Below are 17,664 nucleotides of genomic sequence, written 5' to 3' on the forward strand. Positions count from 1 at the left end.
GAGCATGTAACTAGGGCTTTACTGAGCTCTTGATCACCCAAACACCAACAAGAACAAACGCTGCTGATTTAGCCACGGCGAACAGAGAATCTCTTCCAGCAAACAACTCGAAAGCCGAAAATAGTAGCGAGATCGTCCCTACTACCACCAACCCATAGCCAACCGGGCGCACGTACCTGTGGAACATTTTTTCGTTTCCCTGATAAAAATGAAATTGTAGATTTCCTCACATCGTAACCTTATCAACCTTTGCGCCACCATCCGCGATCACGGAGAGCGGCGCGTGAATGCACATAATCCATGAGCAACGACGTGTACAAGGCCACCGCACCTGCTGTGGTTTTGATTGCGGCATCAACGACCAATAGCGGTCTATCCCAGCGTTAATCCACAATGAACAATTTCGCCCCCCTGGTGCTGAAAGATCGGTGCCCTTCAGCATTGCTGCCCACCTGATAGCTCATCCCCGCGGTGAGTGTGAACTGACGACCATCTTCCAACTCCGTGTGCAACTCGCCTTCCAAGCACAACAGGATATGACCTCTCCAGCACCAATGATCGGCAAGATATCCAGGACTGTATTCAACCATTCGGACACGTGTCGAACCAAACTGGCAAGTTCGCCAATAGGCGGTACCCGTCTGTCCAACGTACTCGATAGGTTCGACGGTTGACCAATCGGTCGTACCAAACGGAACAGCGGTCAGGTCCATGTTTGCCTCATCAATGGAAGGAAGTCTGCGGACCGTACTCATCCAGCGATCCTATCGATAGACACAGATGCCCCGCTTTTATGAGATACAGACGCCCAATCAAGCGTGCAACCCAGAAGCAAGCTCTCGGCCGAGGATGTGTAAAAACGTATGTCCCCGCGATTGAAGCCCAGTGTTGGACTGGAAATCGTGTTTCTACGCAAAACCCGGATCGGCTGAGCAGTCGATAATTTTCGGATTCCTCATAGATGCGCTAGCTTCAATTTTCCCGAAGCGTTTTTACACGCTCTGGTGGGTGGCCATTGATCGTCGAAACTCAAACTAAAGGCTAAAGGATTCCCCAGTCCTACGCCTGCAAGACCAAGAACAGGCAGTTTCAATTCCGTAACATCCGTCCGAAAGCTGCCAGCGAGATCCTCGACCTTGAGGATGCAAGCCGCCTTTTGGGTCACATCGACACGCGGATAAACCGAGACAGTTTATAGACACGTTGGCGAGTTCGTTAAGCCGACCAGATGACCGAGACGTGCAATTGGTGCGTAAACCGCCCGAAACGATGCGGAAATCGTCAACATTAATAGCCCGACATAACCAAACCCCATAAACGCAAAAGCCCCGCTTTCGCGAGGCTTTCGTGTAAATCTTGGCGGGAAACCAGGGATTCGAACCCTGGGAACGCTATTAACGTTCGCCGGTTTTCAAGACCGGTGCATTCAACCACTCTGCCAATTTCCCTTGTGCATCACAGGATTATAGTAGCTCATCCCGTCTCAGCGGGCGCCATAATACCCGAATGAAACACACTGTCAAACTCTCTGCATCGCTTGTTACAGGGCGTCTGTTATGATCTTTGCGACTGAACGTTTCAAAACTGAAGGAGTGTCGCCATGCGCGAACAGAATTACGCAGTGAATGGTAACGCGCAGGCTGAGCAGCTTGAAGTCAGCCGCGTGTTGCGCAACACCTACGGCCTGCTCGCCCTTACCCTCGCATTCAGCGGCGTAATGGCGTATGTAGCCCAGCAGATGCGCGTTGGTTATCCGAATATCTTTGTCGTGCTGATCGGCTTCTATGGTCTGTTCTTCCTGACCAACAAGTTGCGCGATTCGGCCTGGGGCCTGGTGTCGGCGTTTGCCTTGACCGGTTTCATGGGCTTCATCCTGGGCCCGATCCTCAACCGTTACCTCGGCATGGCCGGTGGCGCGGAAGTGGTCAGTTCGGCGTTTGCCATGACTGCCCTGGTGTTTGGTGGCCTGTCGGCCTACGTGCTGATCAGCCGTAAGGACATGAGCTTCCTGGGTGGTTTCATCACCGCAGGCTTCTTCGTGTTGCTGGCGGCAGTGGTGGCCAGCATGTTCTTCCAGATCAGCGGCCTGCAACTGGCGATCAGCGCGGGTTTCGTGCTGTTTTCCTCGGTGTGCATCCTGTTCCAGACCAGCGCCATCATCCACGGCGGTGAGCGTAACTACATTATGGCGACCGTGAGCCTGTATGTTTCGATCTACAACCTGTTTATCAGCCTGTTGCAGATCTTCGGCATCATGAGCCGCGACGACTGATCAGTCGTCACAATAAAAAATGCCCCGTATCGCGAGATACGGGGCATTTTTATTTGCAGGCCTGCACGAATGGTCAGTACTGGTTAGGTTCCATTTCCAGCTCGACCTTGAAGCGCTTGAAGATATCCTGCTGAATACGCGACGCCAGGTTGGCAATCTCGCGGCCTGTGGCGGTACCGTAGTTGACCAGCACCAGTGCCTGCAGCTTATGCACGCCCGCATCACCGTCACGAAAGCCCTTCCAGCCTGCCTTGTCGATCAGCCAGCCGGCGGCGAGTTTCATTTTCCCGTCGGCCTGGGGGTAAGCCACCAGGTCTGGATACTGGCTTTTCAGCTCATCAGCGACGGCCTGGGATACGAGCGGGTTCTTGAAGAAGCTGCCGGCATTGCCCAGCTCCGCTGGATCGGGCAGTTTTTCCCGGCGAATGCTGCAGATCGCCCGGCTCACGTCGCTCGGTGTTGCGTCGATGATGCCCTGGGCGGCCAGGCGTTGTTGTACCGGCCCGTAGCCGAGTTTCAACTGGCTGGCGCGGCTGAGGGTAAAGCGTACCCGCAGGATCAACCAACGCCCCACTTCATGCTTGAACAGACTGTCACGGTAAGCAAACTTGCATTCGCCCAGGCTGAAATCCCGCAGCTCGCCGGTCTGGCGATCCAGGGCGGTGAGGCCGGCGAACACATCCTTGATCTCCACGCCGTAGGCCCCGATGTTCTGCATCGGCGCCGCACCGACGGTGCCGGGGATCAGGCTGAGGTTTTCCAGGCCGCAAAAGCCGTGCTCAAGGGTCCACAATACAAACGGATGCCAGGCTTCGCCTGCTTCGGCCTCGACGATGACCTGCTCGCCATCGTCATGCAGCACGCGAATGCCTTGGGTGGCCATGCGCAATACCAGGGCAGGCACATCCTGGGTCAGCAACAAGTTGCTGCCACCGCCTATCACCAATAGCGGCAGTGCTTGCTTGGCGGCGTAGGCCAACGCCTCGCGGACATCCGCATCACTGTGGGCCTCGGCAAACAATTGAGCACGCACATCAATGCCAAAGCTGTTGAATGGCTTGAGCGATACCTGCGCAAGCACTTGCAAGGTCATAACCGCCCCTTCAATTCGATCACCAATAAATCGCAGGCGCGCTCGATCAGGTCCAGGACCCGCTCGAAACCTTGCTCACCTTCATAGTAAGGGTCTGGCACTTCGTCCACTTCACCGTCAAAGCGACGCAGGAACAAATCCAGCTCTGCCTTGCCCTGCCCCGGCTGCATGGCCTTGAGGTTGCGCAGGTTGCTGTGGTCCATGGCCAGGATCAGGTCATAGCGCGCAAAGTCAGCGCGGCTGACCTGCTGGGCACGCTGGGATGACAAGTCATAACCACGCGCCAGCGCCGCACGTTGGCTGCGCTGGTCCGGCGGGTTGCCGATATGCCATTCGCCGGTGCCGGCAGACGCCACTTCAACCTGGCCGGATAAGCCTGCATCGCGCAATTTATGGCGTAACACGCCTTCAGCGGTTGGCGAGCGGCAGATATTGCCCAGGCATACAAACAGGACTTCCATCAGGCGCCCAGCAGGCGACGGACGCGCTCCAGGTCTTCGTGGGTGTCGACACCTGCTGGCGGCGCCTCCAGGGCATCGCTGACATGAATGCGCACGCCGTGCCACAGGGCACGCAGTTGCTCCAGGGATTCGGTGTTTTCCAGCCAGCAAGGCCCCCAACTGACGAAGTCATGCAGGAAACCAGCCCGATAGGCGTATATGCCGATGTGGCGGCGATACGGCACGCCTTCCGGCAATACGTCGCGATTGTTGGCGAAGGCATCCCGCGCCCAAGGCAGGGTCGAGCGACTGAACGTCAGTGCCAGGCCATTGATGTCGCTGACCACTTTCACCACGTTCGGGTTGAACAGCGTGTCAATATCTTCGATCGGTTCGGCCAGGGTCGCCATGCGGGCTTCGCCATGGGCCGCCAGGTTGGCGGCAACCTGGTCGATGACACTCGGTGGGATCAACGGCTCATCGCCTTGTACGTTGACCACGATGGCATCTGGCGCCAAACCGAGCTGAGTGGCCACTTCGGCCAGGCGATCAGTGCCGGAGTTGTGGTCTTCACGGGTCAGTACCGCTTCGGCACCAAAGCCTTTGCACGCCTCGATAATACGCGGGTCGTCAGTGGCAACCACCACGCGCTCGGCGCTGCTTTTGCAGGCTTGCTCCCATACCAGCTGGATCATCGGCTTGTCGCCGATCATTTGCAGCGGCTTGCCCGGCAGGCGCGTCGAGGCATAGCGCGAAGGAATGACAACGGTAAAGGCGGTGGTCATTTATCCAGGCGCTCATCGGTGGTCAAGGTGCGGGCTTCGCTTTCAAGCATGACCGGGATGCCGTCACGGATGGGGTAAGCCAGGCCGGCGCCCTTGCTGATCAGCTCGGTCTTGTCGGCGCTGAGCTTGAGCGGGCCTTTGCAGATCGGGCAAGCGAGGATATCGAGCAGTTTGGTGTCCATGAGTGTTTCCTGGAAAGAAGCGTTTTAAGGCAAGAGACGGTCGGGCAGCAGACGCATCAGCTGCGTGTCGAACCAGGCGACGAACGCCGGTGACGGCACCGCATCCACCGCAAGGTACCACCAGTCGGGCTGGGCAAAGGCGCGGCACTTCACCGCGTCCTTTTCGGTCATGACCAGCGGCAATGACGGGGTAAAACTCAAGACCTCGGCGCTGTAGGGCGCGTGGTCGGCAAAAGCATGGGGTATCGGCTGCCAGTGTAGCGTTTCAAGGGTATTGAAGAAACGTTGCGGATTGCCGATGCCAGCGACTGCATGCACCTGCTGGCCCTCAGGAAAGTAGGCTACCGGCTGGCGCTCGCCACTGTGCAGGTTGATCAGCGCAGTGGGTTGCAGGCGAAAGGCAAAGCCATCCTCACGGTCTGTCGCGGCACCGTTATACAGCAGCGCATCGACACTCTGCAGGCGCTCCACCGGCTCGCGCAACGGCCCGGCAGGCAGGCAGCGTCGATTGCCAAGCCCGCGGGCGGCATCGATCAGCACCAGTTCGAGATCGCGGGCCAGGCGGTAATGCTGCAAGCCGTCGTCGGAAAGAATCAGGTCCAGGGGCTCACTGGCCAACAACGCCTTTACCGCGCGACTGCGGTCGGGGTCGATCATCAGCGCTACGCCGCTGCGCTGCACGATCAGCAAGGGCTCGTCGCCGGCCACGTCGGCGCTGTGGTCGGCCTCGACCCGCCACGGCAGTTGCGGTGGCTTGGCACCATAGCCACGGCTGACCACACCCACGCGCAAACCGCTGCGCCGGCAGTGTTCGATCAGCCACAGGATCAACGGCGTCTTGCCGGTGCCTCCTACGGTGATGTTGCCGACCACCACTACCGGCACCGGCGATTGATAGATCTCGCCCTCGCCCGCCACAAAGCGCGCACGCTTGCGTTGCACTACCCGGCGATACAGTGACTCCAGCGGGCGCAACAATACCAGTGCCGGATGGCCCTCGTACCAGGCCTTGAGCAAACGATCGGACATGGCCATCAGGGTGGGCTCGCCGCCTCGACGGTGGTCATGCGCAAATGACTGAAACCGAGCTTGCCGGCAGCGTCCATGGCGGTGATCACGGCTTGGTGCTGGGTCTTGCCGTCAGCACTGATGGACAGCGGCAACTGGGTGTCACCACCGGATTCCTTCTGCAAGGCTTCCATCAGGCTGGCGAGGTCGTTTTTTTCCAGCAACTGATTATTCACCGAAAACACGCCATCGGCGCTGATGGCGATATCCAGTTGCTTGACCTGCTGGTCCTCGGCAGGCGAACCGCTCACTGCTTCAGGCAAATCGACACGCAGCTGGGTTTCCCGGGTGAAGGTAGTGGTCACGACAAAGAACAGCAGCAGGATAAACACCACGTCGATCAATGACGCGAGGTTGATATCGACATTTTCCCGTTGCTTGCGGCGAAATTTCACGCTTTGCCCTCGACCAGGTCTACGTCACGGTCGCCCTGCACCACTTCCACCAGCTTGATGGCTTCCTGTTCCATGCCGACCACCAGCTCATCGATGCGCCGTTGCAGGAAGCGGTGGAAGAACACCGCGGGAATCCCCACCATCAGGCCCGCAGCCGTGGTGATCAAGGCTTTGGAAATACCGCCGGCGAGTACCGCTGCGTTGGTCGCCATGCCCGCGCCCATGAACGAGCTGAAGATATCGATCATGCCCAGCACCGTGCCGAGCAGGCCGAGCAGCGGTGCCATGGCGGCGATGGTGCCGAGAGCGTTGATGTAACGCTCCAGCTCATGAATCACCCGCGCAGCCGCTTCTTCAATGCACTCTTTCATGATCTCGCGACCATGCTTGGAGTTGGCCAGGCCGGCGGCGAGGATTTCACCCAGCGGCGAATTGGCGCGCAGTTCCTTGAGTTTTTGCTTGTCGAGTTGCTTGTTCTTGATCCAGCCCCAGACCTGCCCCAGCAAGTGCTCGGGGGTGACGCGACTGGCGCGCAGGGTCCACAGGCGTTCGGCAATGATGCCGAGTGCGGCGATGGAGCTCAGAATGATCGGCAACATCATCCAGCCGCCGGATTTGACCAATTCCCACACAGTGAATGTCCCCTCGAAAAAGTGCGCCACTTTACCATATAGGTTCGGCAGCGGGGTTCGTCGGCTACAGGCCCGCCTGTCGCGGCCCAGAGTCTTTGGTAACGCCGGATTACGGTAACGGTTCTCGCCAGAACCTGCGTTGACTGCGCGCAACAGTCGGTGGAAGGAACGTTCCCAGGCGCAGGCGCACAGCGCCTTGTTCAGCGCTGTCATATACCCGACTGCCCAAGGCCTGATAGCGCTCCATTACTTGTGGATGAGGATGGCCGAATGCATTGCTGCGCCCACGGGAGATCAGCACCGATGCCGGCGCCAGCCGCTGCAGGAAGGGCCAGGACGAAGAGCTGCGGCTGCCATGGTGCGGGGCCTGCAACCAATCGGTGGGCACCGCCAGCGGCGAGGCCAGGAATGCCCGTTCGGCGGCGCGATCAATATCGCCGGTGAGCAGCAGGCGTTCGCCATTCGCCTCGACCTGCAGTACGCAGGATCTCGGATTGCCATCACTTGCACCGGCCCATTGCCACAGTTCAAAGGCCACGCCATCCCATTCCCACCGCTCGCCACTGTTACAAGGCTGGGTACCGAGAAACCCCGGCAGCCCTTCGGTTTCACCGCCCACCACGCGCTTGACGGGCAGCCCCCGGGCCACTGCCGCCGCACCGCCGGCATGATCGGCATCAGCATGGCTGAGCAGCATCATGTCCAACTGCCCTACCCCGAACTTTTTCAACGACGGCAATACGACCCGCGCCCCCTGGTCGACAGGCCCCGACCGGGGCCCGGCGTCATAGAGCAAGGAATGATGGCGGGTGCGCAGGATCAGCGCCTGCCCCTGGCCGACATCCAGTTGCACCACGTCCACCTGCCCATGGGGTATCGACTCCCTGGGTGGAAACACCGCCAACAACAGCATGGGCCAGCCCAATAACCGAAACGGGAGGCCCTTGGGCAGTAGCAAAATCACTGCGCCGGCCAGGCTCACCAGCCAGTAGCCCAGAGGCACCTCGGCCGGGATCCAGGCCGGCAGTTGCGCGGCCAACAGCGCCAGGCCCTTGAATAAGCCGTCCAGCGCACCACCGGCCAACCACAGCAAACCGTCGCCGGCCAACGGCACCCACAGCAGCGCCGTGCCCAGCAGCGCCAAGGGAAGAACCACCAGGCTGATCCATGGCACGGCAACCAGGTTGGCCACGGGTGCACTGAGGCTGATGGGCAAACCCAACACCAGCAACAGCGGGAACAAGCCAATGGCGATCAACCACTGGGGACGCGTCCAGACCTGCCAGGCGCTCCACGGCCCCAGGCGCCCGCTGAATGCCAGGACCAGCGCTGCGACCGCCGCAAACGACAGCCAGAACCCCGGCTGCAGGCTGGCCAGGGGCTCAAGCATCAGCACAGCGTTCAGCGCCAGCAACAACGGCCACCACACACCCAAGTGACGAAAGCGCAAACGCCACAGCAACACCAGCCCCACCATGACGCAAGCCCGCTGCACCGGCACGCCGAACCCCGCCAGCAGGCCATAAGCCAACGCCCCGGCAAATGCCAGGCCGCACGCCCATGGCAGCCACGGCCAGGTTCGGGGCCAGCACCCATAGCGCGCCAACAAAGCGATCAAGCCGTAGATCAACCCCGCCAGCAGGCCAATATGCTGCCCGGAAATCACCAGCAGATGCACCGTGCCGGTGTCCTGCAACACCTGCCAATCCTCAGGCGCCAGCCCGGAACCGTCGCCCAGTACCAATGCAGCCAAGCCCGCCTCGCGGCCCTGGGCATCCACGGCCATCAGGCGCTGGCGGACAGCGTCGCGCCAGGCATTGCGGGCCGGCGTCAGGCGCTCGCCGTCCTTTACCGTCGCGGTGGCGCCGATACGCTGGGCCAGCAGCCAGGCCTCATGGTCAAACCCGTGGAAATTAAGCAGGCCGGCAGGCCGCTTCAGCGTCAATGCCAGGCGCCAGCGCTCCCCGCTGTTAACCGTGGGCCCGCCGTGCCAGGACACGCGAATGCGCTTGGGCAGCCGCGCAGTGCGCGACCGGCTGTCGGCCAGTTCGAAGCGCACGCTTGTGCCCGTCTGCTGCGGCAGGCCGATGACACGCCCTTCGACCCAGCGCGTCTGCCCATCCAGCATCGGGCGCAAGCGGTCATCCAGCGCCCACTGCGCACTGATACAGGCCCAACTCAAACCAAACAGAAAGAACGCCCCGGGATAGGTGCGAAAAGGCAGCAGCATCAACGCCAGCACCAACATGGCCAACACCCCTGCGCCAGGCGGCAACGCAGGTAACCAACGCAACGCCAGTAGCCCCAGCGCCAAGGCCAACATCGCTGTTTTCATGGATCATCCTTTTCCACTGATCCATTCAGTCTTAGCTGGCTGACCGACAGCGCCTATGATGTTTTGTCACAAAGTCTGAATTTTCTGTTTATAGAATCCGGGCATACTTGCCCCTCAAATTGACCTGGACCCCTTATGCCCCGGCGCTTATTCAAACGGTACATGCCCGATCCCAGCAGTATCAGGGAACATAAGTCATTACAGTTTCTTGGCACCCTGCTGCATGATCCAAACCTCTGGCACCTGAACCGACACTCAGTGGCTCGCGCCATGGCGGTGGGTTTATTTGCGGCGTTTATACCGATTCCATTGCAGATGCTGCTCGCGGCAATCCTGGCGATTGTCGTGCGCGGCAATATGCCGATCGCCGTCAGCCTGGTGTGGCTGACCAACCCGATCACCATGCCGGTGGTGTTTGTGTGTACCTACATGACCGGCGCCTGGCTGATGAACGTACCGCCGCGCAGCCTGCCCGATAACCTCACATGGGAATGGATCAGCGGCCAGCTGAGCACGCTCTGGCAGCCGTTCCTGCTGGGTTCGGTGGTGCTGGGCCTGGTGTTGGGGGCGCTGGCCTATTGCTTGACGATGACGTACTGGCGCTGGTGGGTGGCGCACCAGTGGAAAAAACGTAAATTGCGTCGGCGCTGAACAGCTAACGCGCCAGCAAGCGCAGATGCACCCGCAGGCCCTGTCCGGTATTTTCCGCCCATAAGCGCCCGCCCTGGCGCTGCACGGCGTTGCGGGCGATGCTCAGGCCCAGGCCGAAACCACCATCGCCGGGCCGCGAGCCGTCCAAACGGGTAAAAGGCGCGAAGATGCGTTCCAAATCCCGCTCATCAATACCGCCGCCCTGATCCTGCAGCCAGATATGCCAATAATCCCCCTCGCGACACCCGTCGAGTTGCACGCAGCCATCGTCGGGAGAGTGGCGTATGGCGTTGCGCAGGATATTTTCCAGGGCCTGGGCCAGTGTGTTCAGGTTGCCACGCACCCAACTGTCCGCCGGCAACAGGCACGGCAAGCGCGACGCCGGCCAGTGGCTTTCGAAACAGGCGTTTTCGCGCAACATGTCCCATAACGCCTGCAGCTGAATGTCTTCCTGGGGCAGCGGCGCTGTTTCGCTGTCGAGCCAGGCCAGTTGCAGGCTATCTTCCACCAGCCGTTGCATAGCGTCGATTTCCCGGCCCAGGCGCTCACGCAGGCGGGTCGGGTCTTGCTCGCTGTCGCAGGCCACCCGCAGGCGACTCAAGGGCGTACGCAGTTCATGGGACATGTCGCGCAGCAACTGCTGCTGCAAGCGCACCGTGCCTTGCAGACGTTCGGACATATGGTCAAAGGCGCGCCCCAACTCTCCCAATTCATCCTGGCGGCTGGTCGCGTCACGGGACATCCGCGTATGCAGTTGGTCCGCACGCCAGGCATTGGCCTGCTCGCGCAATTGATTGAGGGGCATGATCAGCAGCCGATAGAGGCCGATGCACAGCAACAGGGTGAACAGGCCCGGAATCACACCGTTGGTGACTACCCGCCAGAACAGTTGATAGCGCCCCGGCATAAAACGTTGCGGCAACTCGATCACCAGCGACCCCAGGCCAGAATTGACCGGAAACGGCACCTTCATCCACGGCAGCCCTATGACATGCCGGCTGACCGGCCAATCCAGCCCGCGCAAAAAGGTCAGGCGCTGGCTTTCCTTGTCACTCAGGGGCTTGCTGCTGAGGGATTGCAAATCGTTGCCGATCACGCCAACCCAGGTGGTTTCACGCTTGGCCATCAGTTGCAGCCAGGCGTCCACCCCAGCGCGACCTTGTGTGCTCCAAGCCAGCTCGGCGCCTGCCGCATAACCACTGAGAATCTCCCGCGACTTGTCCGACAGGTACGCGCCCTGCTGCTCCATATAGCGGCCCCACGACCAACTGAGCCAGATCATCAGTAAACAGAACGCGATCAACAGGCAGGCCAGTTTCCAGAACAGCGAGTGCTTGCCCGGCAGCCGCTCAAAGCCCTTCATCATGACCGCTCAGCATATAGCCCTTGCCCCACACCGTGCGCACTTCACGCTCGGCATAGCCGATGGCCTTGAGTTTGCGGCGAATCTGGCTGACGTGCATGTCGAGGCTGCGGTCATGGGGCGAATAACCACGCTGCAGCACCTGCTGGTACAGGAAGGCTTTGCTGAGGACTTCTTCAGCGTTGCGGTGCAAGGTTTCCAGCAGGCGGTACTCGCTGCGCGTCAGCCCGGCCCACTGTGCCTGGCAGCCCACATCACAGCGCTCATCATCAAAATGCAACACCTGGGCATTCTCACGCGTCACTGTGCGTGGCGACTCAGGCCGGCGATCCAGGGCTACCCGGCGCAGGATGGCTTCAATGCGCACGCACAATTCAGCCATGCTGAACGGCTTGGGCAGATAGTCGTCCGCGCCCAGGCGAAAGCCGCTGATGCGGTCGGCTTCGGCGCCCAGGGCCGACATCAGGATCACCGGCATGGCGTGACTCTGGCGCAAATACGTGAGGATCGACAACCCGTCCAGCCCCGGCAGCAGGATGTCCATCAGCACCAGGTCAAATGCCTGGTCTCGGGCCATTTGCAGGCCTTGCTGGCCGTTGCGACACCACGTCACCTGAAAACCATTGCGGCCGAGCTGCTCATGCACGTAGGCCCCCAACACAGGGTCATCTTCGATGGTCAGGATAGTGGGTAGGCCAACTGCTGCGGGAGTCATTAGCGTCTGCAAGTCATTCTCAATCACTGATTATTCAAGATTAAATGGTTACAGGCAATCGCCACCCGGCACCGAATGGCCCGAAGATTGCCGCATGTCATTAATTTGCGAGATTCCGGATCGTGCAAATGGCTACACTGCGCAGGTGGCGCGGGCTGGATGCCAGCGTGGATAATTGATAACAACGTAGTAGCAGGAGAGTGGCGTGCTTAGAAGAATGGGGATAAAAGGCCGCGTACTGTTGCTGACCTTATTACCGACCAGCCTGATGGCCTTGGTGTTGGGAGGCTATTTCACCTGGATGCAACTGTCGGAATTGCAGAGCCAGTTGCTGCAACGCGGCGAAATGATCGCCGAACAGTTGGCGCCGCTGGTGGCGCCTGCGCTGGGCAACAAGAACACCGAACTGCTGGAGCGCATCGCCACCCAGTCCCTGGAGCAACCGGATGTACGCACCGTGTCGTTCCTCGCGCCAGACCGCTCGTCCCTGGCCCACGCTGGTCCGACCATGCTCAACCAGCCGCCCACCGGCAACAGCTCGCGCTTGTTGCAGCGTACCGGCAACGACGCCACCCGTTACCTGCTGCCGGTATTTGGTCGCCATCGCAACCTGGCGGGCGAACTCATTCCGGATGAGTCTGACCGCCTGCTGGGCTGGGTCGAAGTGGAGCTGTCCCACAACGGCATGCTGCTGCGCGGCTACCGCAGCCTGTTCGCCAGCCTGTTATTGATTGCCGTCGGCCTGATGTGCACAGCTGCCCTGGCCCTGCGTATCAGCCGCACCATCAATTCGCCGATTGGTCAGATCAAGCAAGCCGTGGCCCAGCTCAAGGACGGCAACCTGGAAACCCGTTTGCCGCCGTTGGGCAGCCAGGAACTGGACCAGCTCGCGTCGGGCATCAATCGCATGGCCGAAACCCTGCAAAATGCCCAGGAAGAACTGCAGCACAGCATCGACCAGGCCACCGAAGACGTGCGCCAGAACCTTGAGACCATCGAGATCCAGAACATCGAGCTGGACCTCGCGCGCAAGGAAGCCCTGGAGGCCAGCCGCATCAAGTCGGAGTTCCTGGCCAATATGAGCCATGAGATCCGCACGCCGCTCAATGGCATCCTCGGCTTCACCCACCTGCTGCAAAAGAGCGAGCTGTCGCCACGCCAGCTGGATTACCTGGGCACCATCGAAAAATCCGCCGACAACCTGCTGGGTATCATCAACGAAATCCTCGATTTCTCGAAGATTGAAGCCGGCAAGCTGGTACTCGACAGTGTGCCGTTCAACCTGCGCGACCTGTTGCAAGACACCCTGACCATCCTCGCCCCCGCCGCCCATGCCAAGCAGCTTGAACTGGTCAGCCTGGTGTACCGCGACACGCCGCTGGCGTTGGTGGGCGACCCGCTGCGCCTCAAGCAGATCCTGACCAACCTGATCAGCAACGCGATCAAGTTCACCCGCGAAGGCACCATCGTTGCCCGGGCGATGATCGAGGACGAACAGGAAGACAGCGTGCAGTTGCGCATCAGCGTGCAAGACACCGGCATAGGCCTGTCCAACCAGGATGTACGCGCACTGTTCCAGGCGTTCAGCCAGGCCGACAATTCGCTGTCGCGCCAACCTGGCGGCACCGGCCTGGGCCTGGTGATTTCCAAGCGCTTGATCGAGCAGATGGGCGGTGAAATCGGCGTCGACAGCACGCCGGGTGAAGGTTCGGAATTCTGGATCAGCCTGAACCTGCCCAAGACCCGCGACGACGTCGAAGACCTGCCCGCACCGCCGCTGCTGGGGCGCCGCGTGGCCGTGCTGGAGAACCACGAACTGGCGCGCCAGGCCCTGCAACATCAACTGGAAGACTGCGGCCTGGAAGTCACTCCGTTCAACACCCTGGAAAGCCTGACCAACGGCATCACCAGTGCGCACCAAACCGAACAGGCGATCAGCCTGGCGGTGCTCGGCGTCACCGCCAATGACATTCCGCCCGAGCGTCTCAACCAACACTTGTGGGACCTCGAACACCTGGGCTGCAAGGTCCTGGTACTGTGCCCGACTACCGAGCAGATGCTGTTCAACCAATCGGTGCCCAACCCCAACAGCCAGTTGCAGGCCAAGCCCGCTTGTACACGCAAGCTGCGCCGCTCCCTGGCCGACCTGATCAGCCCGCGCCCCTCGCGCAGCGAACCGGGAGAGCCGCTGTCCAGCCGTGCGCCACGGGTGCTGTGCGTGGACGACAATCCGGCCAACCTGCTGCTGGTACAAACCCTGCTGGAAGACATGGGCGCCAAGGTGCAGGCGGTGGAAAGCGGTTATGCGGCCATTGATGCGGTGAAGCAGGAAACCTTCGACCTGGTGTTGATGGATGTACAAATGCCCGGCATGGACGGGCGCCAGAGCACCGAGGCCATCCGCCAGTGGGAAAGCGAACGCCACGGCACGCCGCTGCCAGTGGTCGCTCTCACGGCCCACGCCATGGCCAACGAAAAACGCGCCTTGCTGCAAAGCGGCATGGACGACTACCTGACCAAGCCCATCAGTGAGCGGCAATTGGCCCAGGTGGTGTTGAAATGGACCGGCCTGGCCCTGCGCAACCAAGGCCCGGAGCGCGTCAGCGACGGCCTGGCCCAGGGCGTGCAACTGCTGGTGCTCGACCACGAGGAAGGCCTGCGCCTGGCCGCCAACAAGGCAGACCTGGCCGCTGACATGCTCGCCATGCTGCTGGCCTCCCTGGAAGCTGATCGCCTGGCAATCACCCTCGCCCGCGAAGCCAATGACAACCACGCCCTGATCGAACGCGTCCACCGCCTGCACGGCGCGACGCGCTACTGCGGCGTGCCGCAATTGCGCGCAGCCTGCCAACGCGCCGAAACCCTGCTCAAGCAGGATGATGCCAAGGCCATGGCCGCGCTGGATGAACTGGACATGGCAATTGCGCGGCTGGCCAGTGAAGCGAGGGTCAGCGCCTGATCCTGTTTGCATGGGCAACGGATCAACAATGTGGGAGGGGGCTTGCTCCAATCCCTGTAGGAGCGAGCTTGCTCGCGAAAAAACCATAGGCGCCACGTTTATTCAGAAAACCCGCGTTATCGTTGACGTTTTCGCGAGCAAGCTCGCTCCTACAGATATTGGGGCAAGTCAGCATTTCATCGTTGTAAATTGCAGGGAGCCTTCTTGATGCGCGTCATTCTTTTCAGCAGCCAAGCCTACGACCGTGACAGCTTTCTCGGAGAGCCGCGCCCCCAGGGCATCGAGCTGCAATTCCAACCCGCCCGCCTCAACCTCGACACCGTGGCCCTGGCCGAACACCACGAGGTGGTCTGCGCCTTTATCAACGACGACCTCAGCGCACCGGTATTGGAGCAACTGGCCAAAGGCGGCACGCGCCTGATCGCCCTGCGTTCGGCCGGCTACAATCATGTCGACTTGCCGGCTGCCCAGCGCCTGGGCCTGACCATCGTGCGCGTGCCCGCGTATTCGCCCCACGCCGTGGCCGAACATGCCGTCGCGTTGATCCTGGCGCTCAATCGGCGCCTGCACCGGGCCTACAATCGTACCCGCGATGGCGACTTCAGCCTGCACGGGCTCACTGGTTTCGATCTGGTCGGCAAAACAGTCGGCGTGGTCGGCACCGGACAGATCGGCGCCACCTTCGCCAAAATCATGGCCGGCTTCGGCTGCCGGCTGCTGGCCCATGACCCTTTTCCCAACCCCCAGGTCCAGGCCCTCGGCGCCCGTTACGTGAGCCTGCCCGAATTACTGGCCGAGGCGCAGATCATCAGCCTGCACTGCCCGTTGACCGCCGACAGCCAGCACCTGATCAACGCCCGCTCCCTGGCGCAGATGCAGCCCGGCGCGATGCTGATCAACACCGGGCGCGGTGGCCTGGTCGATACCCCGGCGCTGATCGAAGCGCTCAAGGAGGGCCAGTTGGGTTATCTGGGGCTGGATGTGTACGAGGAAGAAGCCCAGCTGTTTTTCGAGGATCGCTCGGACCTGCCCCTGCAAGACGACGTGCTCGCCCGCCTGCTGACCTTCCCTAATGTGATCATTACCGCGCACCAGGCTTTCCTCACCCGCGAGGCCCTGGCAGCGATTGCCGGCACGACGCTGGCCAACATCGCGGCGTGGGCCGAGGGCCGGACGCAGAACCGGGTCGAGGGATGATCAGCGGTCACATACCAGGCTCATGATAGGCCGGCACCCGTGATAGGATGCCGCGCCTATTTGGAGGATCCATGGCCGAACACGATTTCCGCTTCAGCTTGCTGAGCCCGCAACACACCCTGATCGAATGCCGCGCCCTGGTGCCGGGACGTTACCAGGTCACTGGCAACGGTGGTTCGATCAAACATGGTGACGTGCTGATCGTCACCTTGCGCGGCAGTAAAACCTTGTCGATGCGCCTGACCGTCGAAGGGGATGCGCGCTACTCCATCCGCCCCGCCGGCCAATGGGTCGCCATGGCCCAGGGGCCAAAGTTCGGTGAGCTGGAGATTCATACCTGGAAGGTCAATTGCGACAGTTGCGACACCGTGCTGGAGTTTGAATTTGCGGTGGAAACCAAGCTGACCAAGGAGCCACTGCAGCCGGCTGCCAACGCACGCATCAAAGAACTCGGCTGGGCCAGCGAAGGCGACAAGCACCGCTGCCCGAAATGCCAGCAGGCTGCGCAATGAAAGGCGCGTTGTTGCTCGGCGCAATCGGTATGGGCCTGGCCGGCTGCGCCGCGGATGGCGCGAAGCTGGAGCGCGACCACAGCTATGTGGTGGAATGGATCGGTGAACGGCCGCTGATGGACTATGCGCACCTGACCGTCACCCTCGGCGCTGATGGTCGTGCCTATGGCAATGGCGGCTGCAACCACTGGTTCGCGCCGTACACCGTCGAGGGCGACAAGCTCAGCTTCGGCCAGATCGGCAGCACCCGCAAACTCTGCGCCGAGGCCCTGATGGAGCAGGAGCAGCGCTTCTTCCAGGCTTTGCAAGGCGTGCAGCGCTGGGACATCTCGCCGATCGAACAGACGCGGTTCTGGCCGGCCGAGGGCAAGCCGATTCGCTTGTGGCTTGAAGAAGGCTGATATCCCCAATCTTCGGATTGATGGGATCTCAATGTGGGAGGGGGCTTGCTCCCGATAGCAGTGTGTCAGTCAATACATCAATTGACTGTTACACCGCTATCGGGAGCAAGCCCCCTCCCACACTTTCTCTGAGGTGTTGCTTTAACCGCGCAGAGCCTTGAGCTTGGCCAATACGCCCTCTGCCGTCTGTTCCCCCATCAACTGCTCCCGCACCTTGCCCTTGTCATCGATGATATAGGTCACCGGCAATGCCTCGCTGCGGGGAATCTCGAAGATGCCATCCGGGTTCTGGGCCAGGACCGTAAACTTGATCCCCAGCTTGTCGCTGGCGGCCTTCAATTCCTCGCCCTGCACATTGTCGAAGTTGACTCCGAACACCCCCACACCCTGCCCCTTCAACTGCTCGGCCAAGGCATTGAGCTCGGGGATTTCCGTGCGGCATGGGCCACACCATTCGGCCCAGTAATTGACCACCAGCCACTGCTTGTCCAGGCGTTCGGCCGCCACTTTCTGGCCGTATTGGTCAACGCCGTAATCGTTACCGCAGCCGCTGAGCAGCAGGGTTGTGATGATCGCCAATGCACCGATCAGTCGCCTTGTCATGGGGTATTCCTTCGCAAAAATGAACGTTGGCTGCGGCCTATCGCCTCTTACGGTTTAAGGA

At 60.8% G+C, this 17,664-nt stretch carries 18 protein-coding genes, 1 tRNA gene and 1 pseudogene; 7 read left to right on the forward strand and 13 right to left on the reverse strand.

The features are described 5' to 3' along the window. Window positions 1–383: 383 nt before the first annotated feature. Window positions 384–713: a DHCW motif cupin fold protein gene (locus QYQ93_RS17445; RefSeq protein WP_043046730.1), complete on the reverse strand. Its 330-nt coding sequence runs from the start codon at window positions 711–713 to the stop codon at window positions 384–386. A 368-nt stretch (window positions 714–1,081) separates the two neighbouring features. Between QYQ93_RS17445 and QYQ93_RS17450 the strand changes: the two are divergent. After that, window positions 1,082–1,232 (forward strand): annotated as a pseudogene (locus QYQ93_RS17450) (integrase); the annotation flags it as partial. A 125-nt stretch (window positions 1,233–1,357) separates the two neighbouring features. Here the strand turns inward: QYQ93_RS17450 and QYQ93_RS17455 are convergent. After that, window positions 1,358–1,448: transfer RNA gene (locus QYQ93_RS17455), tRNA-Ser, on the reverse strand. 152 nt (window positions 1,449–1,600) lie between these two features. Between QYQ93_RS17455 and QYQ93_RS17460 the strand changes: the two genes are divergently transcribed. Continuing rightward, window positions 1,601–2,272: a Bax inhibitor-1/YccA family protein gene (locus QYQ93_RS17460; protein ID WP_046068609.1), complete on the forward strand. Its 672-nt coding sequence runs from the start codon at window positions 1,601–1,603 to the stop codon at window positions 2,270–2,272. A gap of 73 nt (window positions 2,273–2,345) precedes the next feature. On the opposite strand, the gene murB is transcribed toward QYQ93_RS17460, so the two are convergent. The 8 genes from murB to QYQ93_RS17500 form a co-directional block, all read right to left on the reverse strand. Beyond that, the gene (gene murB / locus QYQ93_RS17465) at window positions 2,346–3,365 is read right to left on the reverse strand and encodes a UDP-N-acetylmuramate dehydrogenase (RefSeq protein ID WP_338475147.1); all 1,020 of its coding nucleotides are present in this window, start codon (window positions 3,363–3,365) and stop codon (window positions 2,346–2,348) included. After that, on the reverse strand, window positions 3,362–3,826 hold the full coding sequence (locus tag QYQ93_RS17470; RefSeq protein ID WP_043046647.1) for a low molecular weight protein-tyrosine-phosphatase: 465 nt from the start codon (window positions 3,824–3,826) through the stop codon (window positions 3,362–3,364). Before QYQ93_RS17470 ends, murB begins: the two co-directional genes overlap by 4 nt. Next, window positions 3,826–4,590 carry a 3-deoxy-manno-octulosonate cytidylyltransferase gene (gene kdsB / locus QYQ93_RS17475; RefSeq protein ID WP_338475148.1) on the reverse strand — a complete coding sequence of 255 codons (765 nt, stop codon included), beginning with the start codon at window positions 4,588–4,590 and terminating at the stop codon, window positions 3,826–3,828. Before kdsB ends, QYQ93_RS17470 begins: the two co-directional genes overlap by 1 nt. Beyond that, window positions 4,587–4,772, reverse strand: coding sequence for a Trm112 family protein (locus tag QYQ93_RS17480; protein ID WP_003174668.1), 186 nt, complete (start codon window positions 4,770–4,772; stop codon window positions 4,587–4,589). The genes kdsB and QYQ93_RS17480 overlap by 4 nt, the downstream gene beginning before the upstream one ends. Window positions 4,773–4,796: 24 nt before the next feature. After that, window positions 4,797–5,807, reverse strand: a complete 1,011-nt coding sequence (gene lpxK / locus QYQ93_RS17485; protein WP_338475149.1) for a tetraacyldisaccharide 4'-kinase — start codon at window positions 5,805–5,807, stop codon at window positions 4,797–4,799. Next, window positions 5,807–6,235, reverse strand: a complete 429-nt coding sequence (locus QYQ93_RS17490) for an ExbD/TolR family protein (protein WP_043046643.1) — start codon at window positions 6,233–6,235, stop codon at window positions 5,807–5,809. Before QYQ93_RS17490 ends, lpxK begins: the two co-directional genes overlap by 1 nt. After that, on the reverse strand, window positions 6,232–6,867 hold the full coding sequence (locus QYQ93_RS17495; RefSeq protein ID WP_043046641.1) for a MotA/TolQ/ExbB proton channel family protein: 636 nt from the start codon (window positions 6,865–6,867) through the stop codon (window positions 6,232–6,234). The genes QYQ93_RS17490 and QYQ93_RS17495 overlap by 4 nt, the downstream gene beginning before the upstream one ends. Window positions 6,868–6,976: 109 nt before the next feature. After that, entirely contained in the window at window positions 6,977–9,202 is a 2,226-nt protein-coding gene (locus tag QYQ93_RS17500; RefSeq protein WP_338475150.1) for a DNA internalization-related competence protein ComEC/Rec2, read from the reverse strand. Between the two features lie 135 nt (window positions 9,203–9,337). On the opposite strand from QYQ93_RS17500, the gene QYQ93_RS17505 reads away from it, so the two are divergent. After that, window positions 9,338–9,853: a DUF2062 domain-containing protein gene (locus tag QYQ93_RS17505; protein ID WP_043046639.1), complete on the forward strand. Its 516-nt coding sequence runs from the start codon at window positions 9,338–9,340 to the stop codon at window positions 9,851–9,853. Between the two features lie 4 nt (window positions 9,854–9,857). Here QYQ93_RS17505 and QYQ93_RS17510 read toward each other — a convergent pair whose 3' ends face one another. Continuing rightward, window positions 9,858–11,216, reverse strand: a complete 1,359-nt coding sequence (locus QYQ93_RS17510; protein ID WP_338477271.1) for a sensor histidine kinase — start codon at window positions 11,214–11,216, stop codon at window positions 9,858–9,860. Beyond that, window positions 11,203–11,931: a response regulator transcription factor gene (locus QYQ93_RS17515; protein WP_338475151.1), complete on the reverse strand. Its 729-nt coding sequence runs from the start codon at window positions 11,929–11,931 to the stop codon at window positions 11,203–11,205. The genes QYQ93_RS17510 and QYQ93_RS17515 overlap by 14 nt, the downstream gene beginning before the upstream one ends. Window positions 11,932–12,136: 205 nt before the next feature. On the opposite strand from QYQ93_RS17515, the gene QYQ93_RS17520 reads away from it, so the two are divergent. From QYQ93_RS17520 to QYQ93_RS17535, 4 genes are all read left to right on the forward strand, one after another. Continuing rightward, the gene (locus tag QYQ93_RS17520) at window positions 12,137–14,890 is read left to right on the forward strand and encodes a response regulator (protein WP_043046635.1); all 2,754 of its coding nucleotides are present in this window, start codon (window positions 12,137–12,139) and stop codon (window positions 14,888–14,890) included. Window positions 14,891–15,097: 207 nt separating this feature from the next. Further along, complete coding sequence (locus QYQ93_RS17525; protein ID WP_338475152.1) at window positions 15,098–16,087, forward strand: 2-hydroxyacid dehydrogenase; 990 nt, start codon at window positions 15,098–15,100, stop codon at window positions 16,085–16,087. A gap of 71 nt (window positions 16,088–16,158) precedes the next feature. Continuing rightward, window positions 16,159–16,599, forward strand: coding sequence for a hypothetical protein (locus QYQ93_RS17530; protein WP_043046633.1), 441 nt, complete (start codon window positions 16,159–16,161; stop codon window positions 16,597–16,599). After that, window positions 16,596–17,000: an META domain-containing protein gene (locus QYQ93_RS17535; RefSeq protein WP_043046631.1), complete on the forward strand. Its 405-nt coding sequence runs from the start codon at window positions 16,596–16,598 to the stop codon at window positions 16,998–17,000. Before QYQ93_RS17530 ends, QYQ93_RS17535 begins: the two co-directional genes overlap by 4 nt. Window positions 17,001–17,141: 141 nt before the next feature. Here QYQ93_RS17535 and QYQ93_RS17540 read toward each other — a convergent pair whose 3' ends face one another. Then, complete coding sequence (locus QYQ93_RS17540; RefSeq protein ID WP_124378422.1) at window positions 17,142–17,603, reverse strand: TlpA disulfide reductase family protein; 462 nt, start codon at window positions 17,601–17,603, stop codon at window positions 17,142–17,144. Between the last annotated feature and the right edge of the window lie 61 nt (window positions 17,604–17,664).

The sequence above is a fragment of the Pseudomonas khavaziana genome (genome assembly GCF_036704165.1).
GTDB lineage: Bacteria > Pseudomonadota > Gammaproteobacteria > Pseudomonadales > Pseudomonadaceae > Aquipseudomonas > Aquipseudomonas khavaziana.

What these genes read in the sequence shown, in the direction of transcription:
- QYQ93_RS17445 (WP_043046730.1), bottom strand. Translation starts at nt 713, where the DNA reads ATGGACCTGACCGCTGTTCCGTTTGGTACGACCGATTGGTCAACCGTC.
- QYQ93_RS17460 (WP_046068609.1), top strand. Translation starts at nt 1,601, where the DNA reads ATGCGCGAACAGAATTACGCAGTGAATGGTAACGCGCAGGCTGAGCAG.
- murB (WP_338475147.1), bottom strand. Translation starts at nt 3,365, where the DNA reads ATGACCTTGCAAGTGCTTGCGCAGGTATCGCTCAAGCCATTCAACAGC.
- QYQ93_RS17470 (WP_043046647.1), bottom strand. Translation starts at nt 3,826, where the DNA reads ATGGAAGTCCTGTTTGTATGCCTGGGCAATATCTGCCGCTCGCCAACC.
- kdsB (WP_338475148.1), bottom strand. Translation starts at nt 4,590, where the DNA reads ATGACCACCGCCTTTACCGTTGTCATTCCTTCGCGCTATGCCTCGACG.
- QYQ93_RS17480 (WP_003174668.1), bottom strand. Translation starts at nt 4,772, where the DNA reads ATGGACACCAAACTGCTCGATATCCTCGCTTGCCCGATCTGCAAAGGC.
- lpxK (WP_338475149.1), bottom strand. Translation starts at nt 5,807, where the DNA reads ATGGCCATGTCCGATCGTTTGCTCAAGGCCTGGTACGAGGGCCATCCG.
- QYQ93_RS17500 (WP_338475150.1), bottom strand. Translation starts at nt 9,202, where the DNA reads ATGAAAACAGCGATGTTGGCCTTGGCGCTGGGGCTACTGGCGTTGCGT.
- QYQ93_RS17505 (WP_043046639.1), top strand. Translation starts at nt 9,338, where the DNA reads ATGCCCCGGCGCTTATTCAAACGGTACATGCCCGATCCCAGCAGTATC.
- QYQ93_RS17510 (WP_338477271.1), bottom strand. Translation starts at nt 11,216, where the DNA reads ATGAAGGGCTTTGAGCGGCTGCCGGGCAAGCACTCGCTGTTCTGGAAA.
- QYQ93_RS17515 (WP_338475151.1), bottom strand. Translation starts at nt 11,931, where the DNA reads ATGACTCCCGCAGCAGTTGGCCTACCCACTATCCTGACCATCGAAGAT.
- QYQ93_RS17525 (WP_338475152.1), top strand. Translation starts at nt 15,098, where the DNA reads ATGCGCGTCATTCTTTTCAGCAGCCAAGCCTACGACCGTGACAGCTTT.
- QYQ93_RS17530 (WP_043046633.1), top strand. Translation starts at nt 16,159, where the DNA reads ATGGCCGAACACGATTTCCGCTTCAGCTTGCTGAGCCCGCAACACACC.
- QYQ93_RS17535 (WP_043046631.1), top strand. Translation starts at nt 16,596, where the DNA reads ATGAAAGGCGCGTTGTTGCTCGGCGCAATCGGTATGGGCCTGGCCGGC.
- QYQ93_RS17540 (WP_124378422.1), bottom strand. Translation starts at nt 17,603, where the DNA reads ATGACAAGGCGACTGATCGGTGCATTGGCGATCATCACAACCCTGCTG.